Source organism: Pseudoxanthomonas sp. LjRoot204_2 (assembly GCF_056175765.1).
Window position 1 is genome coordinate 1 of sequence record NZ_JBGFFG010000001.1, and the last position, 20,849, is coordinate 20,849.

Annotated in this window: 22 protein-coding genes; 13 read left to right on the forward strand and 9 right to left on the reverse strand. The window is 68.6% G+C overall.

Translation table 11 applies throughout. The annotated features are described in order from the left end of the window. The 5 genes from AC04L7_RS00005 to AC04L7_RS00025 all read left to right on the forward strand — a co-directional run. The coding region (locus AC04L7_RS00005) for a sensor domain-containing phosphodiesterase (protein WP_475512338.1) at positions 1-1,251 on the forward strand (1,251 nt) is incomplete at its 5' end. Positions 1,252-1,302: 51 nt separating this feature from the next. Then, the gene (locus AC04L7_RS00010) at positions 1,303-2,271 is read left to right on the forward strand and encodes an aldo/keto reductase (RefSeq protein WP_296280040.1); all 969 of its coding nucleotides are present in this window, start codon (positions 1,303-1,305) and stop codon (positions 2,269-2,271) included. Positions 2,272-2,326: 55 nt separating this feature from the next. Continuing rightward, positions 2,327-2,692, forward strand: coding sequence for a cupin domain-containing protein (locus tag AC04L7_RS00015; RefSeq protein ID WP_435997694.1), 366 nt, complete (start codon positions 2,327-2,329; stop codon positions 2,690-2,692). Between the two features lie 168 nt (positions 2,693-2,860). Beyond that, the gene (locus AC04L7_RS00020; protein WP_435997692.1) at positions 2,861-3,268 is read left to right on the forward strand and encodes a DUF4259 domain-containing protein; all 408 of its coding nucleotides are present in this window, start codon (positions 2,861-2,863) and stop codon (positions 3,266-3,268) included. 23 nt (positions 3,269-3,291) lie between these two features. After that, positions 3,292-3,723: a hypothetical protein gene (locus AC04L7_RS00025; RefSeq protein ID WP_435997690.1), complete on the forward strand. Its 432-nt coding sequence runs from the start codon at positions 3,292-3,294 to the stop codon at positions 3,721-3,723. A 22-nt stretch (positions 3,724-3,745) separates the two neighbouring features. On the opposite strand, the gene AC04L7_RS00030 is transcribed toward AC04L7_RS00025, so the two are convergent. Both AC04L7_RS00030 and AC04L7_RS00035 read right to left on the reverse strand, forming a co-directional pair. Next, positions 3,746-3,970, reverse strand: coding sequence for a DUF2798 domain-containing protein (locus AC04L7_RS00030; RefSeq protein WP_435997688.1), 225 nt, complete (start codon positions 3,968-3,970; stop codon positions 3,746-3,748). 26 nt (positions 3,971-3,996) lie between these two features. Then, complete coding sequence (locus AC04L7_RS00035) at positions 3,997-4,488, reverse strand: DUF2938 domain-containing protein (RefSeq protein ID WP_435997686.1); 492 nt, start codon at positions 4,486-4,488, stop codon at positions 3,997-3,999. 98 nt (positions 4,489-4,586) lie between these two features. Here AC04L7_RS00035 and AC04L7_RS00040 point away from each other — a divergent pair, with 98 nt between their 5' ends. From AC04L7_RS00040 to AC04L7_RS00050, 3 genes are all read left to right on the forward strand, one after another. Beyond that, entirely contained in the window at positions 4,587-4,994 is a 408-nt protein-coding gene (locus AC04L7_RS00040) for a helix-turn-helix domain-containing protein (RefSeq protein WP_435997684.1), read from the forward strand. Between the two features lie 91 nt (positions 4,995-5,085). Further along, a complete protein-coding gene (locus tag AC04L7_RS00045) occupies positions 5,086-6,231 on the forward strand; it encodes a glycosyltransferase family 4 protein (RefSeq protein WP_475512339.1) in 1,146 nt (381 codons plus the stop codon). After that, positions 6,209-6,760, forward strand: coding sequence for a phosphatase PAP2 family protein (locus tag AC04L7_RS00050; RefSeq protein WP_435997681.1), 552 nt, complete (start codon positions 6,209-6,211; stop codon positions 6,758-6,760). The genes AC04L7_RS00045 and AC04L7_RS00050 overlap by 23 nt, the downstream gene beginning before the upstream one ends. A gap of 131 nt (positions 6,761-6,891) precedes the next feature. On the opposite strand, the gene AC04L7_RS00055 is transcribed toward AC04L7_RS00050, so the two are convergent. From AC04L7_RS00055 to creB, 6 genes are all read right to left on the reverse strand, one after another. Continuing rightward, on the reverse strand, positions 6,892-7,773 hold the full coding sequence (locus AC04L7_RS00055; protein WP_435997679.1) for a carbon-nitrogen hydrolase family protein: 882 nt from the start codon (positions 7,771-7,773) through the stop codon (positions 6,892-6,894). Continuing rightward, positions 7,770-8,375, reverse strand: a complete 606-nt coding sequence (locus AC04L7_RS00060) for a GNAT family N-acetyltransferase (protein ID WP_435997678.1) — start codon at positions 8,373-8,375, stop codon at positions 7,770-7,772. The genes AC04L7_RS00055 and AC04L7_RS00060 overlap by 4 nt, the downstream gene beginning before the upstream one ends. Before the next feature lie 54 nt (positions 8,376-8,429). Then, positions 8,430-8,855, reverse strand: coding sequence for a hypothetical protein (locus AC04L7_RS00065; protein ID WP_296280019.1), 426 nt, complete (start codon positions 8,853-8,855; stop codon positions 8,430-8,432). A 7-nt stretch (positions 8,856-8,862) separates the two neighbouring features. Continuing rightward, entirely contained in the window at positions 8,863-10,233 is a 1,371-nt protein-coding gene (gene creD, locus AC04L7_RS00070; RefSeq protein ID WP_435997675.1) for a cell envelope integrity protein CreD, read from the reverse strand. A gap of 282 nt (positions 10,234-10,515) precedes the next feature. Continuing rightward, positions 10,516-11,961: a two-component system sensor histidine kinase CreC gene (gene creC, locus AC04L7_RS00075; protein ID WP_435997673.1), complete on the reverse strand. Its 1,446-nt coding sequence runs from the start codon at positions 11,959-11,961 to the stop codon at positions 10,516-10,518. Between the two features lies 1 nt (position 11,962). Next, the gene (gene creB / locus AC04L7_RS00080) at positions 11,963-12,646 is read right to left on the reverse strand and encodes a two-component system response regulator CreB (RefSeq protein WP_435997671.1); all 684 of its coding nucleotides are present in this window, start codon (positions 12,644-12,646) and stop codon (positions 11,963-11,965) included. A gap of 25 nt (positions 12,647-12,671) precedes the next feature. Here creB and AC04L7_RS00085 point away from each other — a divergent pair, with 25 nt between their 5' ends. From AC04L7_RS00085 to mfd, 5 genes are all read left to right on the forward strand, one after another. After that, the gene (locus tag AC04L7_RS00085; RefSeq protein ID WP_299341595.1) at positions 12,672-13,529 is read left to right on the forward strand and encodes a 23S rRNA (adenine(2030)-N(6))-methyltransferase RlmJ; all 858 of its coding nucleotides are present in this window, start codon (positions 12,672-12,674) and stop codon (positions 13,527-13,529) included. 57 nt (positions 13,530-13,586) lie between these two features. Further along, positions 13,587-14,537 (forward strand): DUF808 domain-containing protein, encoded by a 951-nt coding sequence (locus tag AC04L7_RS00090; RefSeq protein ID WP_475512340.1) that lies wholly within the window; start codon positions 13,587-13,589, stop codon positions 14,535-14,537. 55 nt (positions 14,538-14,592) lie between these two features. Continuing rightward, positions 14,593-15,141 carry a GNAT family N-acetyltransferase gene (locus tag AC04L7_RS00095; RefSeq protein WP_299341591.1) on the forward strand — a complete coding sequence of 183 codons (549 nt, stop codon included), beginning with the start codon at positions 14,593-14,595 and terminating at the stop codon, positions 15,139-15,141. Positions 15,142-15,198: 57 nt separating this feature from the next. Further along, entirely contained in the window at positions 15,199-15,501 is a 303-nt protein-coding gene (locus AC04L7_RS00100) for a DUF4242 domain-containing protein (RefSeq protein WP_475512341.1), read from the forward strand. 107 nt (positions 15,502-15,608) lie between these two features. Then, a complete protein-coding gene (mfd, locus tag AC04L7_RS00105; RefSeq protein ID WP_435997664.1) occupies positions 15,609-19,196 on the forward strand; it encodes a transcription-repair coupling factor in 3,588 nt (1,195 codons plus the stop codon). A gap of 69 nt (positions 19,197-19,265) precedes the next feature. Here mfd and AC04L7_RS00110 read toward each other — a convergent pair whose 3' ends face one another. Continuing rightward, positions 19,266-20,816 (reverse strand): phospholipase D family protein, encoded by a 1,551-nt coding sequence (locus AC04L7_RS00110; RefSeq protein ID WP_435997662.1) that lies wholly within the window; start codon positions 20,814-20,816, stop codon positions 19,266-19,268. Positions 20,817-20,849: the final 33 nt, after the last annotated feature.

The following is a 20,849-nucleotide window of genomic DNA, read 5'->3' on the forward strand; positions in this document are numbered from 1 at the left end:
GACAGTAGGAAACCCGAGGAGGCGTTGACCGACGCTTGGCTGGAAGGCGGGCCCGGCGCCGTCGCGATCGGCCGCAACGTGGACCGGCTGCTCGACGCGGTACGCCGCCACCTCGACATGGACGTGGCCTTCGTCAGCGAATTCCATGGCAGCCACCGTGTCTTCCGCCATGTCGCCACCCGACTCGACCGCGCGCCCATCCGGCCCGGCGATTCCAGCCCGCTGGACGAGGGCTACTGCATGCGCGTGGTCGAAGGGAGCATCCCGCAGCTCATCCCCGATAYGGCGGCAATCCCCGCGCTGGAATGCATCCCCGAAACACAGCACGTGCCGATCGGCGCGCACATCAGCGTGCCCATCCGGCTGCGCGACGGACGCGTCTACGGCACGTTCTGCTGCTTCAGCCTGGCGCCCAGCCTGTCGCTCGGCGAGCGCGACCTGCACATGATGCGCGCGTTCGCGGACCTGCTCGCCTACCAGATCGACGGCGACCTGCATRCCGTCCAAGAGCATGAAGAGAAGGTGGCGCGCATCACCTCCGTGCTGGAACTCGGCCAGCCGCACATGGTGTACCAGCCGATCTACCGCAGCAGCACGCGCAGGATCGTCGGCGTGGAGTGCCTGTCTCGCTTCCTGCTGGAACCGCAGCGCACGCCCGACGTGTGGTTCGCCGAAGCCCGCGCCATCGGCCTCGGCGTCAGGCTGGAACTCAATGCCATCCTGTCCGCGCTGGACGGCCTGCGCGAGGTCAGCGGCGATTTCTATGTCGCGCTGAATGTCTCGCCGCAGACCCTCGTCAGTGGCGGCATCGACGGCTACATCGACGACCTGGATCCACGGCGCGTGGTGCTGGAGATCACCGAGCACTCGCTGGTCGACGACTATGCGTTGCTCAACGAACGGCTGGCGCCGTTGCGCGAGGCCGGCGTGCGCATCGCCGTGGACGATGCCGGCGCCGGCTACGCCAGCATGCGGCACGTGCTCGCGATCCATCCGGACATCATCAAGCTGGACCTGAGCCTGACGCGCGGGATCGACCACGATTCGCCGCGTCGCGCACTCGCTGCCGCCCTGATCGAATTCGCCCGCCAGACGCAGTCGCACGTGGTGGCCGAAGGCGTGGAGACCGCCTCCGAACTGGACGCCCTGCGCGCGCTCGGCGTCGACGACGTGCAGGGCTACCACCTGGCGCGCCCGCTCGAGGCCGACGCACTGGCCCGCCGGATCGCGGCCGAGCGCCGGCGCTACTGAGGCATGCCCGCGACCTGCGATGATGCGCCCCGACCTCTCCGTTCCGCCGCCATGAAGACCTACCTCCTCGCCGACGGCCTGCCGGTGTCCCGCATCGCCTACGGCTGCATGCACCTCAGCCGTGCCTGGGACGCCACCCCGGTCACCGCCGACGAGCGCCGGCAGGCGCAGCGCCTGGTCGAAACCGCGCTGTCGCACGGCATCACGCTGTTCGACCACGCCGACATCTACGCCCGCGGCAAGTCCGAGCAGGTATTCGGCGACGTGCTGCGCGCGTCGCCCGGCCTGCGCGGTCGGATGGTGCTGCAATCCAAGTGCGGCATCCGCTTTGCCGAGGATCCCGCCGGCACGCCGGGCCGCTACGATTTCAGCCATGCCCACATCACCGCGTCGGTGGAAGGCAGCCTGTCACGCCTTGGCGTGGACCATCTCGACGTGCTGCTGCTGCACCGTCCGGACGCCCTGGTCGAGCCGGAGGAGGTCGCGCGCGCCTTCGACGACCTGCAGGCCGCCGGCAAGGTGCGGCATTTCGGCGTGAGCAACCATACGCCGTGGCAGATCGACCTGCTGCGGCGCCATGTGCGGCAACCCCTGGTCGCCAACCAGGTGGAACTCAGCCTGCTCCACCATCACCTGATCGACGACGGCGTGGTCGCCAACACCACCGGCCATGTCCATGCCTCCGCCGCCGGCACGCTGGACCACTGCCGCTTGCACGGCGTCCGCGTGCAGGCCTGGTCGCCCTTGGCGGGCGGCAGGCTGGCGACGACGTCGGCGTTTGCCGATCCCGTCATCCACGCGACATCGCTGCTGCTGCGGCGGATCGCGGAAGACAAAGGCGTGGCGCCCGAGGCGATCCAGATCGCCTGGCTGCTGCGGCACCCTGCCGGCATCCAGCCGATCATCGGCACGACGGATCCCGTCAGGCTCGGCGCGTGCGCGGCCGCAGACGACGTCGTGCTGACGCGGGAAGAGTGGTATGCGCTGTTCACCGCGGCACGCGGCGAGCGGGTTCCCTGACGCACAGTGCAACCCCACCATGCGGTATTGCGAGCCGCTTCATTCCGGGACGCCCATGTCACACACCGCCATCAATCTGAAGGACAAGCTGTCCCGCTTCTCCGAGCATTGGTCTCCGCGCGTCATCGCCGAAATGAACGACTACCAGTTCAAGCTCGCCAAGGTGAAGGGCGAATTCGTCTGGCATGCGCATGCGGACACCGATGAGGTGTTCATCGTGCTCGACGGTGCGCTGACGCTGGAGTTCCGCGACAAGGCGGTAGCGCTGACGACCGGGGAAATGTACGTGGTACCCAGGGGCGTCGAGCACCGGCCCGTGGCCGTCGACGAGTGCAGCATCATGCTGGTGGAACCCCGCGGCGTGGTGAATACGGGCGATGCGGGCGGTGCCTACACGGCGAAGAATGACGTCTGGGTGTAACCGACCGTGCGGATCGCCTCTCCACTACGTGAAAACCCACGCGAGGAGATCTCGGGATGACCAACCTGTACAATGCACGGCACTACCAGACGGCTGTCATCGCGTTTCTCGTGGCGCTGCCCGCCATGGTCGTGCTCGCCCTTGCAGGCCAGCGCAAGGAGTAGGCGGATGGGCACCTGGGGCATCGGTTCCTTCGAAAACGACGACGCGGCGGATTTCATGATCGACGTCCTGGACAGCGGCGACCTGGCGCTTGTCCGCGAAGCACTGGACAACGTGCTGACCTCGACCGAGTACGTGGAAGCATCGGATGCTGTGCTGGCCATCGTGGCCGCCGAGATCGTCGCGGCTGCGGCAGGCCGGCCCACGCTGGCCGCGCAGCAGCAGGACGGCCTGGCTGCCTGGCTCGCCCGCATCCGGCCCACGATCACCGCCGGAATCGCCACGCAAGCGCGGCAGGCGCTCACACGCTTGCTGGGCGACCACTCCGAGCTCCGGGACTTGTGGGAAGAGACCGACGACATCCATGCGTGGCGCGCCGTCGTGACCGAACTGCGCCACCAGCTCGACGCCTGATCCCTGGCATCGTCCGAAGCGCCATGCACCTGTCCCGACGAAAGCGCACGTGGCTGATCCGGCTCGCCCTCACCGCCCTGGCGATGGGAGCCTACCCGGCATTCGTGCTGACCTACACCTGGTCGCACGTTTCGCAGAGCCCGCTGCCTGGCGGGCGGCACGGACCGTTGGATGCCTATCGGCACACGCTGGCAAGCGCGGTGGTCTCGCATACGCTCCACCCGCGGGTCGTGTCGTGGGTCAACGCCGTGATGGAACATCAAGGGAAGCGCTCCAATGCGATGGATATCCACAACAACCTGATCGGAGCCCGGATCGGCGCACGTGCCGTCCGGTTCGCCGAGATCGAACCCAGGGTCGCGCGCAGTGTGGCTGAGGGACGTGTGGATGCCCCCTCGCCGAACCGGACCACCTGGTTGCCGGAAGAGGCGTGGCAGGAAGGCCTCGCCTGGTAAGCATCGCCTGACCCTCCGACGCTCAGGCCGTCATGCGGGCGACCACCCGGCGCACCCGGGGTGCCACCAGCGTGACGGCAAGGAAGGCCACGGGCCAGGTCGTGGCGCAAGTGCGTGCCCAGGTGCCCAGGAAGTCGGGACGCAGGCCCTGGTTGACCAGCAGCACGAACGCGGACAACAGCGACACCATGATCGCGGACAGCAGGGCGCCGAACAGCAACGGAGCGAAACGGACGGGGATACGCATGGGAAGTCTCCGGGAACAGGAAAGGATCAGGCGGGGAACAGCGGACGCAGGAACATGGCCGAGAGGTACAGGCCCGCGCCGAACACGAGGTGGTTGACGAGGCTGTGCAGGCGCGCCCTGCCTGGCTCGGCAGTGCGGGACGCCGCCACGCCCGCACCCATGCCCGGCTGCATCAGCAGGAACGGCGCGGCGACGGTCCCGACCCCGAGCAGCAATGCCGGTAACGGCGTGGGATCGCGCAACCACGCATCGCCCCAGACCACCGGCAGCAACGCGGCGAAGGCGACCCCGGTCAGGTAGTGCGCGACCCAGCCCAATACGCGCTCGCCGCGGACGGGCGGACTGCGGGCAATGGCCTCGTGCCGGAACTGCCCCGCTGCCATGTGGCCCAGCCAGCGTCCCACGCGTCCGTAATCCGCACGCGGCACGCCGAACACGCGCCACCGCAGCAGGCCCCACGCATCCATCGTCACGGTGGCGCCGAGACCGATCAGCACGATGTGGACGGGAAATTCCATGACGTTCTCCGGACGGGATGGCACCGCAGGCTTGTCCCGCAGGGCCGGTGCGCGCAGGATGCGACTTCAAGTCGACTTCAAGTCAAGAGGGCATCCGCATGGACATCGGCGAGGTCGCGAAGCGGTCCGGCGTCCCCGCGTCGGCATTGCGCTACTACGAACAGAAAGGGCTGATCGCCTCGAACGGACGGCAGGGCCTCCGTCGCACGTTCGACCCCGGCGTACTGGAACGCCTTGCGCTGATCGCGCTGGGGCAGACCGCAGGCTTCACGCTGCACGAGATCGCCACCATGTTGGGTCCTGATGGACGACCCGACATCGACCGGCGCAGCCTGCTGGCGAAAGCGCGCGAGATCGATGCCATGATCCACCGTCTGGCTGCGCTGCGTCGTGGCCTGCGGCATGCCGCCGCCTGCCCTGCCCCCGACCACATGGCATGCCCCACGTTCCGGCGCCTCTTGAAGGAGGCCGCCGCCAACGGCCGGCCTGCACGCGCCCCACGCTGATGTCGCGGCGGTCGCCGTCATCGGCCGGTCACGCGTTCGACACACCGGCTACATCTTTCGCGTCCAGCATGCGCAAAACGTGGAGTCGCGCATGCGCTTTGCCATCGTCACCGAGACGTATCCGCCGGAAGTGAACGGCGTGGCCCTGACCGTGCAGGGCCTGGAGGCCGGCCTTCGCCAGCGCGGTCGCGCGGTCTCGCTGGTCCGCCCGCGCCAACCCGGCGACCTGCCGCATGTCGACGACACCCTGCTGGTGCGCGGCGCCAGCCTGCCGCGTTATCCGGGCCTGAAGTTCGGCCTGCCCGCCACGCGCCGCCTGCTGTCGCAGTGGAAGGACGACCCGCCGGATGCGATCTACGTGGCCACGGAAGGTCCGCTGGGATGGTCGGCGTTGCGTGCCGCGCGGCGGCTCGGCATCCCGGTGGCGACCGGCTTCCACACCCGCTTCGACGAATACATGCGCGACTACGGCGTGCGCTTCCTGCAGCACACCGCCCTGCGATGGATGCGCCGCTTCCACAACGGCGCCGACGCGACGCTGGTGCCCACGCGCGAGTTGGCGGACTTCCTGCAGGCGCAGGGGTTCGACCGTGTGGTGCGGCTGGCGCGCGCGGTCGATGCGYGTCACTTCAGCCCGTCCAGGCGCGACGATGCGCTGCGCGCCGCGTGGGGCCTGGGGCCGGATGACCTGGCGGTCATCTATGTCGGCCGCATCGCGGCGGAAAAGAACCTGGACCTGTCGATACGCGCGTTCCGCGCGATCCAGCAGCGGCAACCGACGGCGAAGTTCGTGTGGGTCGGCGACGGTCCGCTGCGCGAGCGACTGTCGCAGGAGCATCCCGACTTCCTGTTCTGCGGCGTGCAGCGCGGGGAAGCGCTGGCTCGGCACTTCGCCAGCGGTGACCTGTTCCTGTTCTCCAGCCACAGCGAAACGTTCGGCAACGTCACGCTGGAGGCGATGGCCAGCGGCGTGCCGACCGTGGCGTTCAACTACGGCGCCGCCCGCGAACACCTGATCGACGGCGTGCACGGCGCGGCGGTGGAGAACGACGAGGATTTCCTGGCCGCCGCACTGCGCCTGGGTGCGGATGCACCGATGCGTCGCGCGCAGGGCAGTTCCGCCAGCCGCGCGATGCGCGGCCTGCATCCTGACCAGGTGGCGGCGGATTTCGATGCATTGCTGACTGGTCTCGCCCTGACACGGAGGAACATCCATGCGTCCGCTGCTGCCGCGTAATGCCTTCATGGGCCGGGACGCCGGCTGGTGCCTGCGCGCCAACCGGTGGGGTGAATGGGCCGGCGTGCGCCGGTTCTTCGCTGTCGTGAGCCGCCTGGGCGACGGCGTGTTCTGGTATGTGCTGATGGCGGCGCTGATCGTCGCCGACGGCATGGACGGCCTGGCGGCCTCTGCCCACCTCGCGGGCACCGGCGTCATCGCACTGACGCTGTACAAGGCATTGAAGCGCTGGACGCGCCGGCCGCGCCCGTTCGCATCCGACGTGCGCATCCGCGCGTGGATCGCGCCGCTGGACGAGTTCAGCTTCCCGTCCGGCCACACGCTGCATGCCGTCGCATTCACCCTTGTTGCACTCGCGCACTACCCGGGCCTGGCGCCGTTGCTGATCCCGTTCGCCGCCTGCGTGGCCGCGTCGCGCGTGGTGTTGGGACTGCATTATCCGAGCGACGTGCTGGCCGCCACGGCCATCGGAACGCTGCTGGCGGGACTGTCGATCTGGATCGTGCCCGGCGTCAGCTTGCTGGGCTAGGGGGACTATCGCTGCGGGTTGAGTCGGCAGTCACGCCAGGCATCGCGAGCACGACCATCTGTTGCAGCAGTGCCCTCGGACGCGACGCTGTTCGTTGGGTGTGCGGAAAAGCATCGCGCCCGAGGGCGCTCCTACAACGACTGGAGTTTGGCGCGCACGAGTGCCGGCCGCAGCTGACCCGCCCAGTCACGATCATTCGCCACCTGCGCGTCCGCACGGCTGCGGTCCAGGGCGTCGAGATCCAGGTCCGCGATCGCCCAGGCCTGGGCGCCGGCGGTCTTCGCCACCACGCCATCGGCAGGCAGGCCGCGATCCATCGGGGCATAGATAGCCGCCTCGCCGGTGTTGATGTCCAGCGCGAGGCTCCAGGGCGCCTCCCCGGCCGTCACCGCCTGCGCGACGAACATACGGTTCTCCAGCGCGCGCGCCAGGCAACCGACCCGCACACGCGTGGCCCCGGCGTCGGTATCCGTGCAACTCGGAACCAGCAGCAGTCGTGCGCCCGCCTCGGCCTGCGCACGCACCGGCAGCGGGAACTCGCTGTCGTAGCAGACGGACACCCCGCACCGCACGCCATCAAGGTCGAATACCGTCAGCGCGTCGCCACCTTCGATGACGCCGAGCGCCTTCTCGAATCCGGTCAACTGCAGCTTGTCCTGCCAGGCATGCCCGCCACGCGGCGTGAAGACATCGCTGCGGTTGCTGTAGCGTCCCCCATCTTGCGCGAGCAGGAAGCTGCCGGCCACGATGCACAGATCCATCTCCCGGGCCAACCGTGCATACAGCGCGAGCCAGCGATCCCGGTACTGCTGTATCGCCGCGAGCGAAGCCAGCAGGTCGGCCTGCACGGCGGCATCGAAGGTCGCCGCCAGTTCCAGCGAAAGATATTCCGGCAGCACGGCCACGCGCGCACCCTGCTCCGCCGCTTCGCCGATCACGCGTGCCTGGCGTTCGGCGAAGGCGTCGAAGTCGGCGGGCGCCCCGATCGCGTACTTGGCGACGGCCACCTTCATCGTGATGGCTCCAGTCCGCGCAGCCAGAACGTCAGTGCGTGGTCGACCTCACCGCGGCCGATCTCGTTCCATGCCAGCGGCATCGTCATGCCCGGTTGTCGCGCATAGCCCCGCTTGTCCCAGAACGCTTCGTTCGTGCGGTGCGCCAACGGCCTGCGCGGATCGCCGGCGTCGCGGTCCACCGCGCAGAAGGCCGTCCAGCCGAAGCGCCCCAGGGCGCGCGCATGCGCCTCGCGGTGATCGAAGAACGCATGGCCGATGCCGTGGCCCCGCCAGGCAGGCAACAGCACCGACTCTCCGAAGTAGAAAACCTGTTCGGGATCCATGCCCGCGGCAAGGAACGGCTGCTGGAAGGCGTCGGTGTCGTCCGCCAGGGGCAGGCCCGTGGATGCGCCGACGACGTCCCCGCCCTGCATGGCCAGCACGAAGATGCTTTCGGCAGACGCGGCATAAGCGGCCAGGTAGTCGCGCTCGTAACCGGGATCGCCTTCGTAGAGGTAAGGCCAGTCACGGAACACCGCGACGCGCAGGCGTGCGACGTCGTCGAGCCAGGGCGTGATTTCCGGGCCACGGAAGAGGCCGATGGTGGGCGCTGAATCCATCCCTGGACTCTAGCGCACGCCATCGGCCGCGGCGAGATCGTGACGCAGCAGGCACTAGGGAAGGACGGCACGCCACCCCGCCCGGTCGAGTCCGCGATCGTCCCAGACGTAGACGACGGATGCCGCGGCGGGCAGCAGGCAGAGGCCCGCGCGGCCGTCCATGCTGCAGGTCCGGAAGCGCGATGCCGGACCGGTCCCTTCCTGCTTCCACGCGGCGTACGTCAAGGGTCGCGCGCGACGCCCCAGGCCCTCCCTGGCCCGGCACGCGTCCTGCAGGTACTGCGCCGCGCGCGATGCCAGCGACCGCAACGTGGTCGACGACAACCGGAACACGAGGCTGCCCTGGCGACGATGCGACAGCGGCAGCAACAGTGCGGCCAGCCGTCGATCGTCCGCGCCGTCGAGCAGCACCGCGTCGGTACCGATCTTGACCGGCAGCACGCGGCACGCACGACGATGGAGGCTGTCGACATCGAGCATGGCCGCCTCAGCGCAGTTCCGCGCCCAGCGCGTACCAGTCCACCTTGCGGGTGACCCACATGATCGCCGCGAGGATGCCGAACAGCAGCAGAGAGCCCATCAGCAAGGCATTGTCTTCCGACACCAGCAGGCCGTAGAGCACCCCGTACAGCGAGGTCAGCATCGCGGCGAACCCGGCCGCCCGCGCTCCGCTCTGCAGCACGCCCGACAGGTAGACGAACTGCAATCCGATGCAGGCGGCCGCGGAAACAAGGTAGGCCTTCCAGAATGCGATGTGCTCGGACAGGCTCAGCAGCAGCAGGAAGAAGATCGCCAGTGCCAGGCCCACCAGCAGGTATTGCAGCGGATGGATGGGCAAGCGCTTGATCAGTTCGAACAGCGCGAACCCCACGAACGTCAGCACCACGAACAGGATGCCGTACTTGCTGGCGCGGTCGGCCTGCGTGTAGACGTCGATCGGGTCCACCAGGCTGACCTGTAGCGCGTCCACGCCGCCGTTCAACGGCGCAGCCAGCACGCGGCCGTCGACGATGCGGTCGGTCTGCGACGCGCCACCGTCCTCGCCCCGCAGCTGCTTCTGCGCGTTGCTGGCGAGCGAGGAAATCTTCCACGTGGCATTGAAACCGGAACCGCTGACGTCGCTGCTCGGCGAATAGCCTTCGAACTTAGGATGCGGCCAGCTGGACTTGATCCGGATGTCATTGCTGTCGCCCAGCGGGACGACGGACAACGATTCGGTACCCTTGAGGAGCAGCTTCATCTTCACCTGCTGGCCCGCCACCCGACCCGCCGCGACGGCAGGAAGTTCGGCATGGATGCCGTCCAGGCGCGCGCCCAGGTAGCCGGTACCGGACTTCAGCGGGAGCGTCGCGCCATCGATCTTCAGTTCGGGCGTGCCGGCGACACCGCGCACGTCGGCAATGCCGAACACGATGTACGGCGTGCCGTACTGGCGCTCAGCGCCGGTGGCCGACGGCCCCGGCAGTGCGGACTCGAAGGTGGCATCGAGGTCAGCATGCCATTCATACACGCGTACCTTGTACAGGCCCACGGCGCGTTCGGCGGGCGCCAGATGGCCCGCGACGTTCAAGGTCTTCGGCATCTGCAACAAGTGGCCGGCAGTCTTCTCGTCGCGGTAACGCTTCGAGCCCTTGTCGTCCTGCCACTCGACGCGACGGACCTCGGTCCACGGGACGACGCGGATCGGCCCGGTCACGCGCTGTTTGCCAGCCGTGCCTTCGATGACCCGCTCCACGGCCTGATGCCGGTAGGCCTCGCGCTCCTGGATGGTGCCGCGGATCATCATCAGCGGAATGAGCAGCAGCAGGACCAGCCCGCCGATGGTGAGGAAACGCAACAGCAACTTCAGTGACTTCATGTCGATGCCCCGGTTGGATACGCGGTGCATCGTCCGCCGGTGATGTGCAACCGGCAGGAAGCGTGTTTGAAGGCTGTGTGAAGTGCGGGGTTCCCTCTCACCGTTAACGGGGAGAGGGCGCCGAAGGCGGGTGAGGGGCGAGCGGAGACCGTCGACGATGGCGCTTGACGACATGGTCAGCAGGCGCGGCGTTATCGGCGAGAGACGCGAAGCCTGATGGGGAAACGCCCCTCATCCACCCTTCGGGCACCTTCTCCCCCGCAAGCGCGGAGAAGGCATCCCTCAAGGCTGCAGCGCAGGCAGCGACAACACCGCCTCCGCGCCACCGTCGGGCCGGTTCTCCAGCGTGACTTCGCCCCCGTGCAGGCGCATCACTTCGCGCACGAAGGGCAGGCCCAGGCCGGAACTGCGTTGCCCGCCCTCCGGCCGTGGCAACGAATAGAAGCGCTCGAACACGCGCTCCCGTGCGTAGTCCGGCACACCCGGGCCCTGGTCGCGCACGATGAAGCGCACCAGTCCGTCCACGGCATCGATGACCAGCTCCACCGTGCCACCGGGCGGCGAGAAGGCGATCGCGTTGTCCAGCAGGTTGCCCAGCGCGCGCCGCAGCAGGAAGGCATCGCCTTCGACGGCCCACGCGCCGGCCTGGGGCATCCGCACGACGTCGACGCCTTGCGGGGTCAGCTTCGCACCCACTCCCTGCACCACATCATCGGCGAGGGTGGCGGTATCGATGCGTTCACGGCGCTGCAGCCACCCGTGCTGCTCCACTTCCGCCAATGCAAGCAGCTTGTCGATGGTCTCGGTGAGCCGATGCTCCTGGGTCTGGATGTTGCGCGCGAAGCGTTGCCGATCGGCTTCCGGCAACGGTTCCTGCAGGAGCTCGGCGGCGCCGCGGATCGCCGCGAGCGGACTTTTCATTTCATGGGTCAGCGACTGCACATACTGCTCGACGTAGGCCTTGCCCTGCAGCTTGCGGCGCATGGTCTCCAGCGCGCGGCCGAGGTCGCCGATCTCGTCGGTGCGCGGGCGCGGCGGCGGCACGGGCTCGCCCGCGCTGACCGCCTGCGCGTAACGGTTCAGGCTGCCGATGCCGCGCATCAGCCACCACGTCATCACCACGCCGATCAGGGCGGAGATGCCGATCAGCCACGCGCCCCGCAACAGGATGCTGCGCTGGCTGGCGACGATGAAGGGCTCGATGCTGCGGTTCGGCTGCGACAGCGTCAGTACGCCGATCAGCGTCGAGCGGTCGGCCGGATCGAAGATCGGCGCGGCCACGTGCATGACGGTGTTCGTCTTGTCGCCGGGCACTTCCGCGCTGGAGCGGGCGCCGTATTCGCCACGCAGGGTGCGATAGACGTCGTTCCAGCGCGAGTTGTCGCGGCCCACGTCGCGCCCCTGCGAATCGAACACCACCGTGCCGCGGGCGTCGGTGACCGTGACGCGGTAGTCCACCGTCCGCTTCTGGAAGCGCCACACCCACGCTTTCGGGTCGCGCTTCTGCGCCAGTGCCACGTGGCGAGCGAACGCGCCCTCGGCGATGCGCCCGGCCTTGAGATCGTCGGCGGCCACTTCCGCCAGCAGGTTCGCAGCATCGACCAGGGTGGATTCCATCGCCTGGCGCACGCCGGGCTTCACCTCGTTGACGAACACGCGCATCACGAAGAAGGCGGCGATGCCGACGATGAGGAAGAAGCCGAGGACCAGCTTCAGCCCGAGGCGCATCTCAGGCCTCGATGGCGTAGCCCAGCCCGCGGTGCGTGCGGATCGGGTCGGGGTCGGCGCCGGCCGCGCGCAGCTTGGCGCGCAGCGTCTTGACGTGGGTGTCGACGGTACGGTCGGTGCTGTCGGCATCGCTGTCCCAGCCGCGATCCATCAGCTGGGACCGGCTGAGGATGGCGCCGGGGCGTTGCAGCAACGCGTCCAGCAGGGCGTACTCATAGCGGGTCAGGTCGAGCGGTTGCTGGCGGTAGCGGATACGGTGGCCTTCGCGGTCGATCGCGAAGTCACCGCGCGCGACCCAGTCGCCCGCGACTGTCGGCGCGGTACCGCCGCTGCGACGCAGGCGGGCACGCACGCGCGCCACCAGTTCGCGTGGCGAGAACGGCTTGGTGACATAGTCGTCGGCACCCAGCTCCAGGCCCAGCACGCGGTCGATCTCGTCGTTGCGCGCGGTCAGGAAGATCACCGGCACCTCGGTGAAGCCGCGCAGCGCGCGACAGACGTCGAAGCCGCTGGCGTCGGGCAGGCCCACGTCCAGCACCACCACGTCGATGCCGCCGGCGCGGACGCGCGGCACGACATCGCGGGCCAGCAGGCAGTGGTCGGCGTCGATGCCTTCGCTGCGCAGGGCATACAGCACGGCGTCGGCGATGGCGGCTTCGTCTTCGGCAATCAGTACGCGGGGCATGGCGCAAGCATATATGCTGCGCGCCATGAATTACCGCCATGCGTTCCACGCCGGCAACCATGCCGACGTCCTCAAGCACATCGTGCTGCTGGCCCTGGTCGATGCGCTGAAGCGCAAGGACGCGCCGTTCTTCGTGCTGGACACGCATGCCGGACGCGGCCGCTACCTGCTGGGCGGCGCGGAAAGCCGCAAGACGTCCGAGGCCGACGACGGCGTCTTCAAGCTGATGGGCGCCGCCCGCCTGCCCGACCCCGCCGAGCGCTACCTTCGCGCCGTGGTCGCCAACAATCCCGTCGGCGCGCTGATCACCTATCCGGGTTCGCCCCTGCTGGTCGCGCAGGCGCTGCGTGCGCAGGACCGGCTGGCGGCGTGCGAGCTGCAGCCCGACGAGGCGAAGGCGTTGCGCGAGGTCTTCGATGGCGACGAGCGCGTGGCCGTCCATGCCCGCGACGGCTATGCGGCGATGAAGGCCCTGCTGCCGCCGCGTCTCGGCACGCAACGCTTCGCGCGCGGACTGGTACTGATCGATCCGCCGTACGAAGTGCAGGATGCGGAGTACCCGCAGATCATCGCCTCGCTGCGCGATGCCCTGGAGCGCTGGCCGGCCGCCACGTATGCGGTCTGGTATCCCGTCAAGCAGCGGCGCAGCCTGCTGCCGTTCTTCCGCAAGGCCGCCGCGCTGCCCTCGAAGGGCGCCTTCGTCGCGGAACTGCTGGTCCGCCCGGACGACTCCCCGCTGCGCCTCAATGGCAGCGGGATGCTGGTGGTGAACCCGCCGTGGCAACTCGACGCCGCACTGGCGCCGGTGCTGCCGGTACTGGCCGCCACCCTCGGCGAAGCCGGTGCGAGCCATCGGCTGGAGTGGGTGAAGGCCGCTACCTGATCCATCAGGGCRCTGTGCGAGAATCGCCGCTCCCTTTCCCAAGACGACGCCTCATCCATGGCCGGATCCAGCCTGTTCGCCCTGATCGACGACATCGCCACCCTGCTGGACGACGTGTCGGTGATGACCAAGGTGGCCGCCAAGAAGACGGCGGGCGTGCTGGGCGACGACCTGGCGCTYAATGCGCARCAGGTCWCSGGCGTSAAGGCCGACCGMGARYTGCCGGTGGTMTGGGCCGTGGCGAAAGGCTCGGTGGTCAACAAGGCGATCCTGGTGCCGGCGGCGCTCGCGATCAGCGCCCTGGAAACCTGGCTGCACGGGCGAGGTTACGACATCCCGCTGGTGACGCCGCTGATGATGATCGGCGGTGCCTTCCTCTGCTTCGAGGGCGTGGAGAAGCTGGCCCACAAGTTCCTGCACAAGGAAGACGACACCCAGCGCCACGCCGAGCGCGTGGCCGCGATCCAGGACGCGAACGTCGACATGGTCGCGTTCGAGAAGGACAAGGTCCGGGGCGCCATCCGCACCGACTTCATACTGTCCGCCGAAATCATCGTCATCTCGCTGGGCACGCTCGCGGGCCGCACCTTCATGGAGCAGGTGCTGACGCTGGTGGCGATCTCCGCCATCATGACCGTCGGCGTGTACGGCTTGGTCGGCGGCATCGTGAAACTGGACGATGCCGGCCTGGCGCTGACCGCCGATGCGCGCGCTACCGGCTGGGCGCGCTTCAAGCGTGCCTTCGGCCGCGGCATCCTCTACAGCGCGCCGTACCTGATGAAGTTCCTGTCCATCGCCGGCACCGCCGCCATGTTCCTGGTCGGCGGCGGCATCCTCGTCCACAGCGTCCCGGCGCTGCACCATCTCATCCAGCCGTATGCGGAAGGCAAGCTCGGCTGGCTGTGGGACAGCCTGTTCAATGCAGGCATCGGCGTGCTGACCGGCGCGGTGATCGTAGCTGTCGTCACGGGGATCTCGCGCCTGCGCGGCAAACGCCACGGCGCCTGAACCGGCGGGCCGGCGACCCTCGCCCCGGTTCCGGATTTCATGCGAGCATCACGCCATGACTGCGCCGAAACGCCTTCCGCCCTGGCATGAACACTTCCGCCTGCCCAGCGGGCGCGAGCTGCTGATCCGCCCGATCCGGCCGGAGGATGCCGGTCCCATTCAGGGCGCCTTCGGCCTGCTGGGGCCCGAAGAGATCCGCCACCGGTTCATGTATGCGCTGAAGGAGCTCACGCCGGAAATGGCGCAGCGCCTGACCCATCCGGACCCCAACACCGAGTTCGCCCTGGTCGCCGCCGAGGCGCTTCCGCCGGGCGAGGCCCTCGTGGGCGCGGTGGCGCGCGCTGCCATGGTGCCGCGGACACGCGAGGCCGAATTCGCCATCCTGGTCAGCCACTTCATCGCCGGCCAGGGCCTGGGCCGCCACCTGATGCGCAAGCTGGCCAAGTGGGCGCGCTCGAAGAAGCTCGACCGCCTGTATGGCGACGTGCTCGATACCAACCAGCCCATGCTGACGCTGGCGCAGTCGCTGGGTTTCAAGCGTGTCCGCGAAAACGACGGCTCCGGACTGGTCCGCGTGGTGCTCGACCTGAACGAAGATCCCTGACCGGGCCGACCGGCGGTCGGCCCGTGCGGGCTGCGGACAGCGTGTCATGCGTACAGGGTGACCCCGCCACCCGCCCTCGAGGCGACCGTGCCACGCTATCTGATCGAACGCGACATCCAGGGCGCCGGCCTGATGACGCCCGTCGAGCTGAAGTCCGTCTCCCAGGCCTCGTGCCGCGTGCTCCACGACCTCGGCCCGCAGGTCCAGTGGGAGCACAGCTACGTCACCGATGACMGCCTCTACTGCGTCTACCGCGCATCGAGCGAAGACCTTGTGCTCGAACATGCGCGGCGCGGCGGCTTTCCCATCGACCGCATTTCCGTGGTTGCCCACGTGATCGATCCGCTCACCGCGGAATGATCCGTTCCCGGGCGTGACAGGCCCCGGCAAGCCCGCTTGGTAAACTCCGCGTTCCTTCGCGCTGGCCATCCATGGTGTCCGGCGCTGCCGTTGTTTTTGCAGACCCTATGACCGACGCCCCGAAAACCTTCCCTCTCCCACCGCCGCTGCCCCGTGGCGGCCAGTCGCGCGCCTGGTGGCGTGCCCCGGCATCGCCGACCGCACTCGCCTGGTCGATCGCGTCCGCCGCGCACGCGCATGACGGGCCGCTGCTGGTCGTCGCGCGCGACAACCACGATGCGCACCAGCTCGAAGCGGACCTGCACACGCTGCTGGGGCACGACCCCGCGATACCGGTGGTGCCGTTCCCCGATTGGGAAACCCTGCCGTACGACCAGTTCAGCCCGCATCCGGACATCGTGTCGCAACGCCTGTCCGCCCTGCATCGCCTGCCCACGCTGGCGCGCGGCATCGTGATCGTGCCGGTGCAGACGCTGATGCAGCGGCTGTCGCCGTTGCGCCACATCGTCGGCGGCAGCTTCGACTACCGCGTCGGCCAGCGGCTCGACTTCGACGCCGAGAAGCGCCGGCTGGAAGCGGCCAGCTACCGCCACGTGCCGCAGGTGCTCGACCCGGGCGACTTCGCCGTGCGAGGCGGGTTGCTCGATGTCTACCCGATGGGTGCGGACGCGCCGCTGCGCATCGAGCTGCTCGACGACACCATCGATTCGATCCGCCACTTCGACCCGGAAAGCCAGCGCTCGCTCGACAGGACCGATGCCGTGCAGCTGCTCCCGGGCCGCGAAGTGCCGCTGGACGAACGCTCCGTCGAACGCGCGATGACGCTGCTGCGCGACCGCTTCGACGTCGACACGCGGCGCAGCGCGCTGTACCAGGACCTGAAGTCCGGCCTGGCGCCGGCCGGCGTGGAGTACTACCTGCCGCTGTTCTTCGACCAGACGTCGACCCTGTTCGACTACCTGCAGGAGAACGCGCTGCCGCTGCTCACCGACGGCTTCGGCGAGGCGGCCGAAGCGTTCTGGGCCCAGACGCGCAACCGCTACGAGCAGCGCCGCCACGACATCGAACGTCCGCTGCTGCCGCCGGACGAGCTGTATCTCTCGCCCGACGGCCTGCGCGAGCACCTCAACCGGCGCGCCCGCATCGAGGTCTGCGGCACGCAGCACAGCCGGCATGCCGATGCGCTGCCGCTGGGCGAGCACCCGTTGCCGCCGCTGCCTGTCGCTGCCAAGGACGCGCCCGCCGGCGACGCGTTGAAGTCGTTCCTCGGCCACTACCCGGGACGCGTGCTGATCGCCGCCGATTCGCCCGGTCGCCGCGAGGCCTTGCTGGAAGTGCTGCAGGCGGCGGAACTGAAGCCGGAGGTGGTTGCCGACTTCAGCGCATTTCTTCCTTCTCCCGCCGGGAGAAGGTGGCGCGCAGCGCCGGATGAGGGTGCGGCGAAGACCTCGGCAGCCGAACCATCGCGTACGTCCCGCACCCTCACCCCAACCCCTCTCCCGGAGGGAGAGGGGCTTCCACGCTTCGCCATCGCCGTTGCGCCGCTCGCCGACGGCTTCGCGCTGGACGATCCGCGCATCGCAGTGCTGACCGAGCGCCAGTTGTTCCCCGAACGCGCCACGCAGGCGCACCGGCGCAAGCGCACCGGGCGTGAGCCGGAAGCGATCATCCGCGACCTCGGTGAACTGACCGAAGGCGCGCCGATCGTCCACGAGGATCATGGCGTCGGCCGTTATCGCGGCCTGATCGCGATGGACGTCGGCGGCATGCCGGGCGAGTTCCTGGAGATCGAATACGCGAAGGGCGATCGCCTGTACGTGCCGGTCGCACAGCTGCACCTGATCAGCCGTTACTCGGGTGCGTCGGTGGAAACGGCCCCGTTGCATTCGCTCGGCGGTGAAGCCTGGGCGAAGGCCAAGAAGAAAGCGGCGGAGAAAGTCCGCGATGTCGCCGCCGAACTGCTGGAGATCCAGGCGCGCCGCCAGGCCCGCGCCGGCCTGGCCCTGCACCTCGACCGCGCGATGTACGAACCGTTCGCCGCCGGTTTCCCGTTCGAAGAGACCCCCGACCAGCACCACGCGATCGAATCGGTGATCCGCGACTTGGCCAGCAGCCAGCCGATGGACCGGGTGGTCTGCGGCGACGTCGGCTTCGGCAAGACCGAGGTCGCGGTGCGTGCCGCGTTCGCCGCCGCCAGCGCGGGCAAGCAGGTGGCGGTACTGGTGCCGACCACGCTGCTCGCCGAACAGCACTACCGCAACTTCCGCGACCGTTTCGCCGACTGGCCGCTGAAGGTGGAAGTGCTTTCGCGCTTCAAGACGGCCAAGGAGATCAAGGCGGAACTGGAAAAGCTGGCCGACGGCAGGCTGGATGTCATCGTCGGCACGCACCGGCTGCTCCAGCCCGACGTGAAATTCAAGGATCTCGGCCTGGTGATCGTCGACGAGGAGCAGCGGTTCGGCGTGCGCCAGAAGGAGGCGCTGAAGGCGCTGCGCGCCAACGTGCACCTGCTGACGCTGACCGCCACGCCGATCCCGCGCACGCTCAACATGGCCATGGCAGGCCTGCGCGACCTGTCCATCATCGCCACGCCGCCGGCCAACCGCATGGCCGTGCAGACGTTCGTCACCCCCTGGGACGCGGCGTTACTGAAGGAGGCGTTCCAGCGCGAGCTGTCGCGCGGTGGCCAGGTGTACTTCCTGCACAACGACGTCGAGAGCATCGGCCGCATGCAGCGCGAGCTGCAGGAACTGGTGCCCGAATCACGCATCGGCGTGGCGCACGGGCAGATGCCCGAGCGCGAGCTGGAACAGGTGATGCTGGATTTCCAGAAGCAACGTTTCAACGTGCTGCTGTGCACGACGATCATCGAGTCCGGCATCGACATCCCCAACGCCAACACCATCATCATGAACCGCGCCGACAAGTTCGGCCTGGCGCAGCTGCACCAGCTGCGCGGCCGCGTCGGGCGTTCGCATCACCGCAGCTACGCGTACCTGGTCGTGCCGGACAAGCGCAGCATCACCGCCGATGCGCAGCGCCGCCTGGAAGCGATCGCTTCGATGGACGAACTGGGCGCCGGCTTCACCCTCGCGACGCACGACCTGGAAATCCGCGGCGCCGGTGAACTGCTCGGCGAGGACCAGAGCGGCCAGATGGCGGAGGTCGGCTTCAGTCTCTACACCGAGCTGCTGGAACGCGCAGTGCGCTCCATCAAGGCCGGCCACCTGCCCGACGTCGACCTGGGCCAGGAGCGTCGCGGCGCGGAGGTCGAACTGAACGTGCCCGCATTGATCCCGGACGACTACCTGCCGGACGTGCATACGCGCCTGACGCTGTACAAGCGCATCAGCAGCGCGCGCGACAAGGAGGAGTTGCGCGACCTGCAGGTGGAGATGATCGATCGCTTCGGCCTGCTGCCGGACCCGGCCAAGTACCTGTTCGCCACCGCCGAGCTGAAGTTGGCGGCGAACGCGATGGGTATCCGCAAGCTGGAACTGGGCGAGCACGGCGGGCGCATCGTGTTCGAGGCCAAGCCGAAGATCGACCCGATGGCGGTGATCCAGCTGATCCAGAAGCAGCCGAAGCTCTACGCCATGGATGGGCCGGACAAGCTGCGCATCAAGGTGCCGATGCCGGATGCCCCGGACCGGTTCAATGCGGCGAAGGGCCTGCTGACGACCCTGGCCGCCTGATGCCGCGTGCGCCGTTCGCCGTTCGCACGATGCGGATCAGGCATCGTGCGGACGCGCGCACGGCGCACGCTACAGTTGGGATTCCACTGGCAGCCAGCCGATGGCATGTGCGGTCCACCGTCGCCAGACGCTGGCCTCGGGCTCCCGGTCCCAGATGCGCGGCGGCTGCTGAGAGGCGTCCTCCCAGCGCAGTGCACCGTCGTGCAGCTGCACGCGGTAACTCATGTCGGGGGCGATCTTCGTCTGATAGCTGCGCACGAGCGCGGTGGCCGCGTTGCGGTCGCGGAACAGCACGCCCATTTCGGTGTTGAGGTTTACCGAGCGCGGATCGAGGTTGAACGAACCGATGAATCCTCCCTCCCCGTCCACCGCGAACGCCTTGGTGTGCAGGCTGGCGCCGCTGGAGCCGAACAGGCTGCTGTCCTGGTGGCCGTGAGGCATCAGTTCGAACAGCGTCACGCCCCCCTCCAGCAGCGGAATACGGTACGGCGCGTACCCGCCATGCACCGCCATCACGTCGTTCGCGGCCAGCGAGTTGGTCAGGACGCTGACGTCCACGCCCTCGGCGCGCTTGCCCACCAGCCAGCGCGTGCCTTCCTCGCCCGGCACGAAATAGGGCGAGATCACCCGCAGTTCGCGCCGGGCTTCGTTCATCGCCCGGCCCAGCCGGTGCACGAGCCACGACCCCTGCCCCTCGCCCTGTCCCTTGGACGCCGGATCCGAGTACACGCCCACCTGGTCGAGCCAGTGCAGCGTGTTGCCGCCCACCAGCGCGCGCATGCCGGGCGTGCTGCGCAGTCGCGCGACATAGTCCGTCGCCTGTGGCGACCGGTAACCGGCATCGCCGTTCTCGCGCAGGCGATCCAGCGCGCCGTCCTCAGCCCGGGTAAGGGCGGAGAGCGGGATGACCGACGCGCTGTTCCAGAAATCATCGAAGATGGCGGAGGTCTGCTTCACTGCCGGCCCCAGCAGGACGGCATCGAGGTCGAGAAAGTTGGTCTGCGCAGCCGCGTCGAAGTATTCGTCGCCCACGTTGCGTCCGCCCACCACCGCAACGCGGCCGTCGGCGATCCACGCCTTGTTGTGCATGCGGCGGTTCATCGCCATCGGCCGCAGCAGCATCTCGGTCGCACGGCCCAGCACGCCCGCACGGCTGCGCGAGGGATTGAACAGGCGCACTTCGATGTTCGCGTGCGCGTCCAATGCGGCCAGGTGAGAGTCCTTGCCGTGCGCCGTCATGTCGTCCAGCAACAGGCGCACGCGCACGCCGCGGTCGGCGGCGCGCAGCACCTCGTACCCCAGCAGGTTGCCGGTGAAGTCGTGGTTCCAGATGTAGTACTGCAGGTCCAGGCTGCGGCCGGCGGCACGTGCCGTGGCCGCACGCACGGTGAAGGCATCCAGGTTGTCCGACAGTAGCGCCATGCCGCTTTGGCGGCCGCGCTCGCGCAGCATCGGCGCGATCGCGCGGTCGAGCGCAGTGGCATCGGCCGCCGTCGGCAATGCATGCGATGCCGGCCCGCGCGCGCCTTCGGCGAACCGCCCATAGCTGTACAGCGCCACCGCGGACGCCGCCAGCAGCAGGACGATGGCGATGGCCAGCCGACGCAGCCACTTGCGCATGGTCTCCCCCTCTTCACGGACACGGTCCTATCG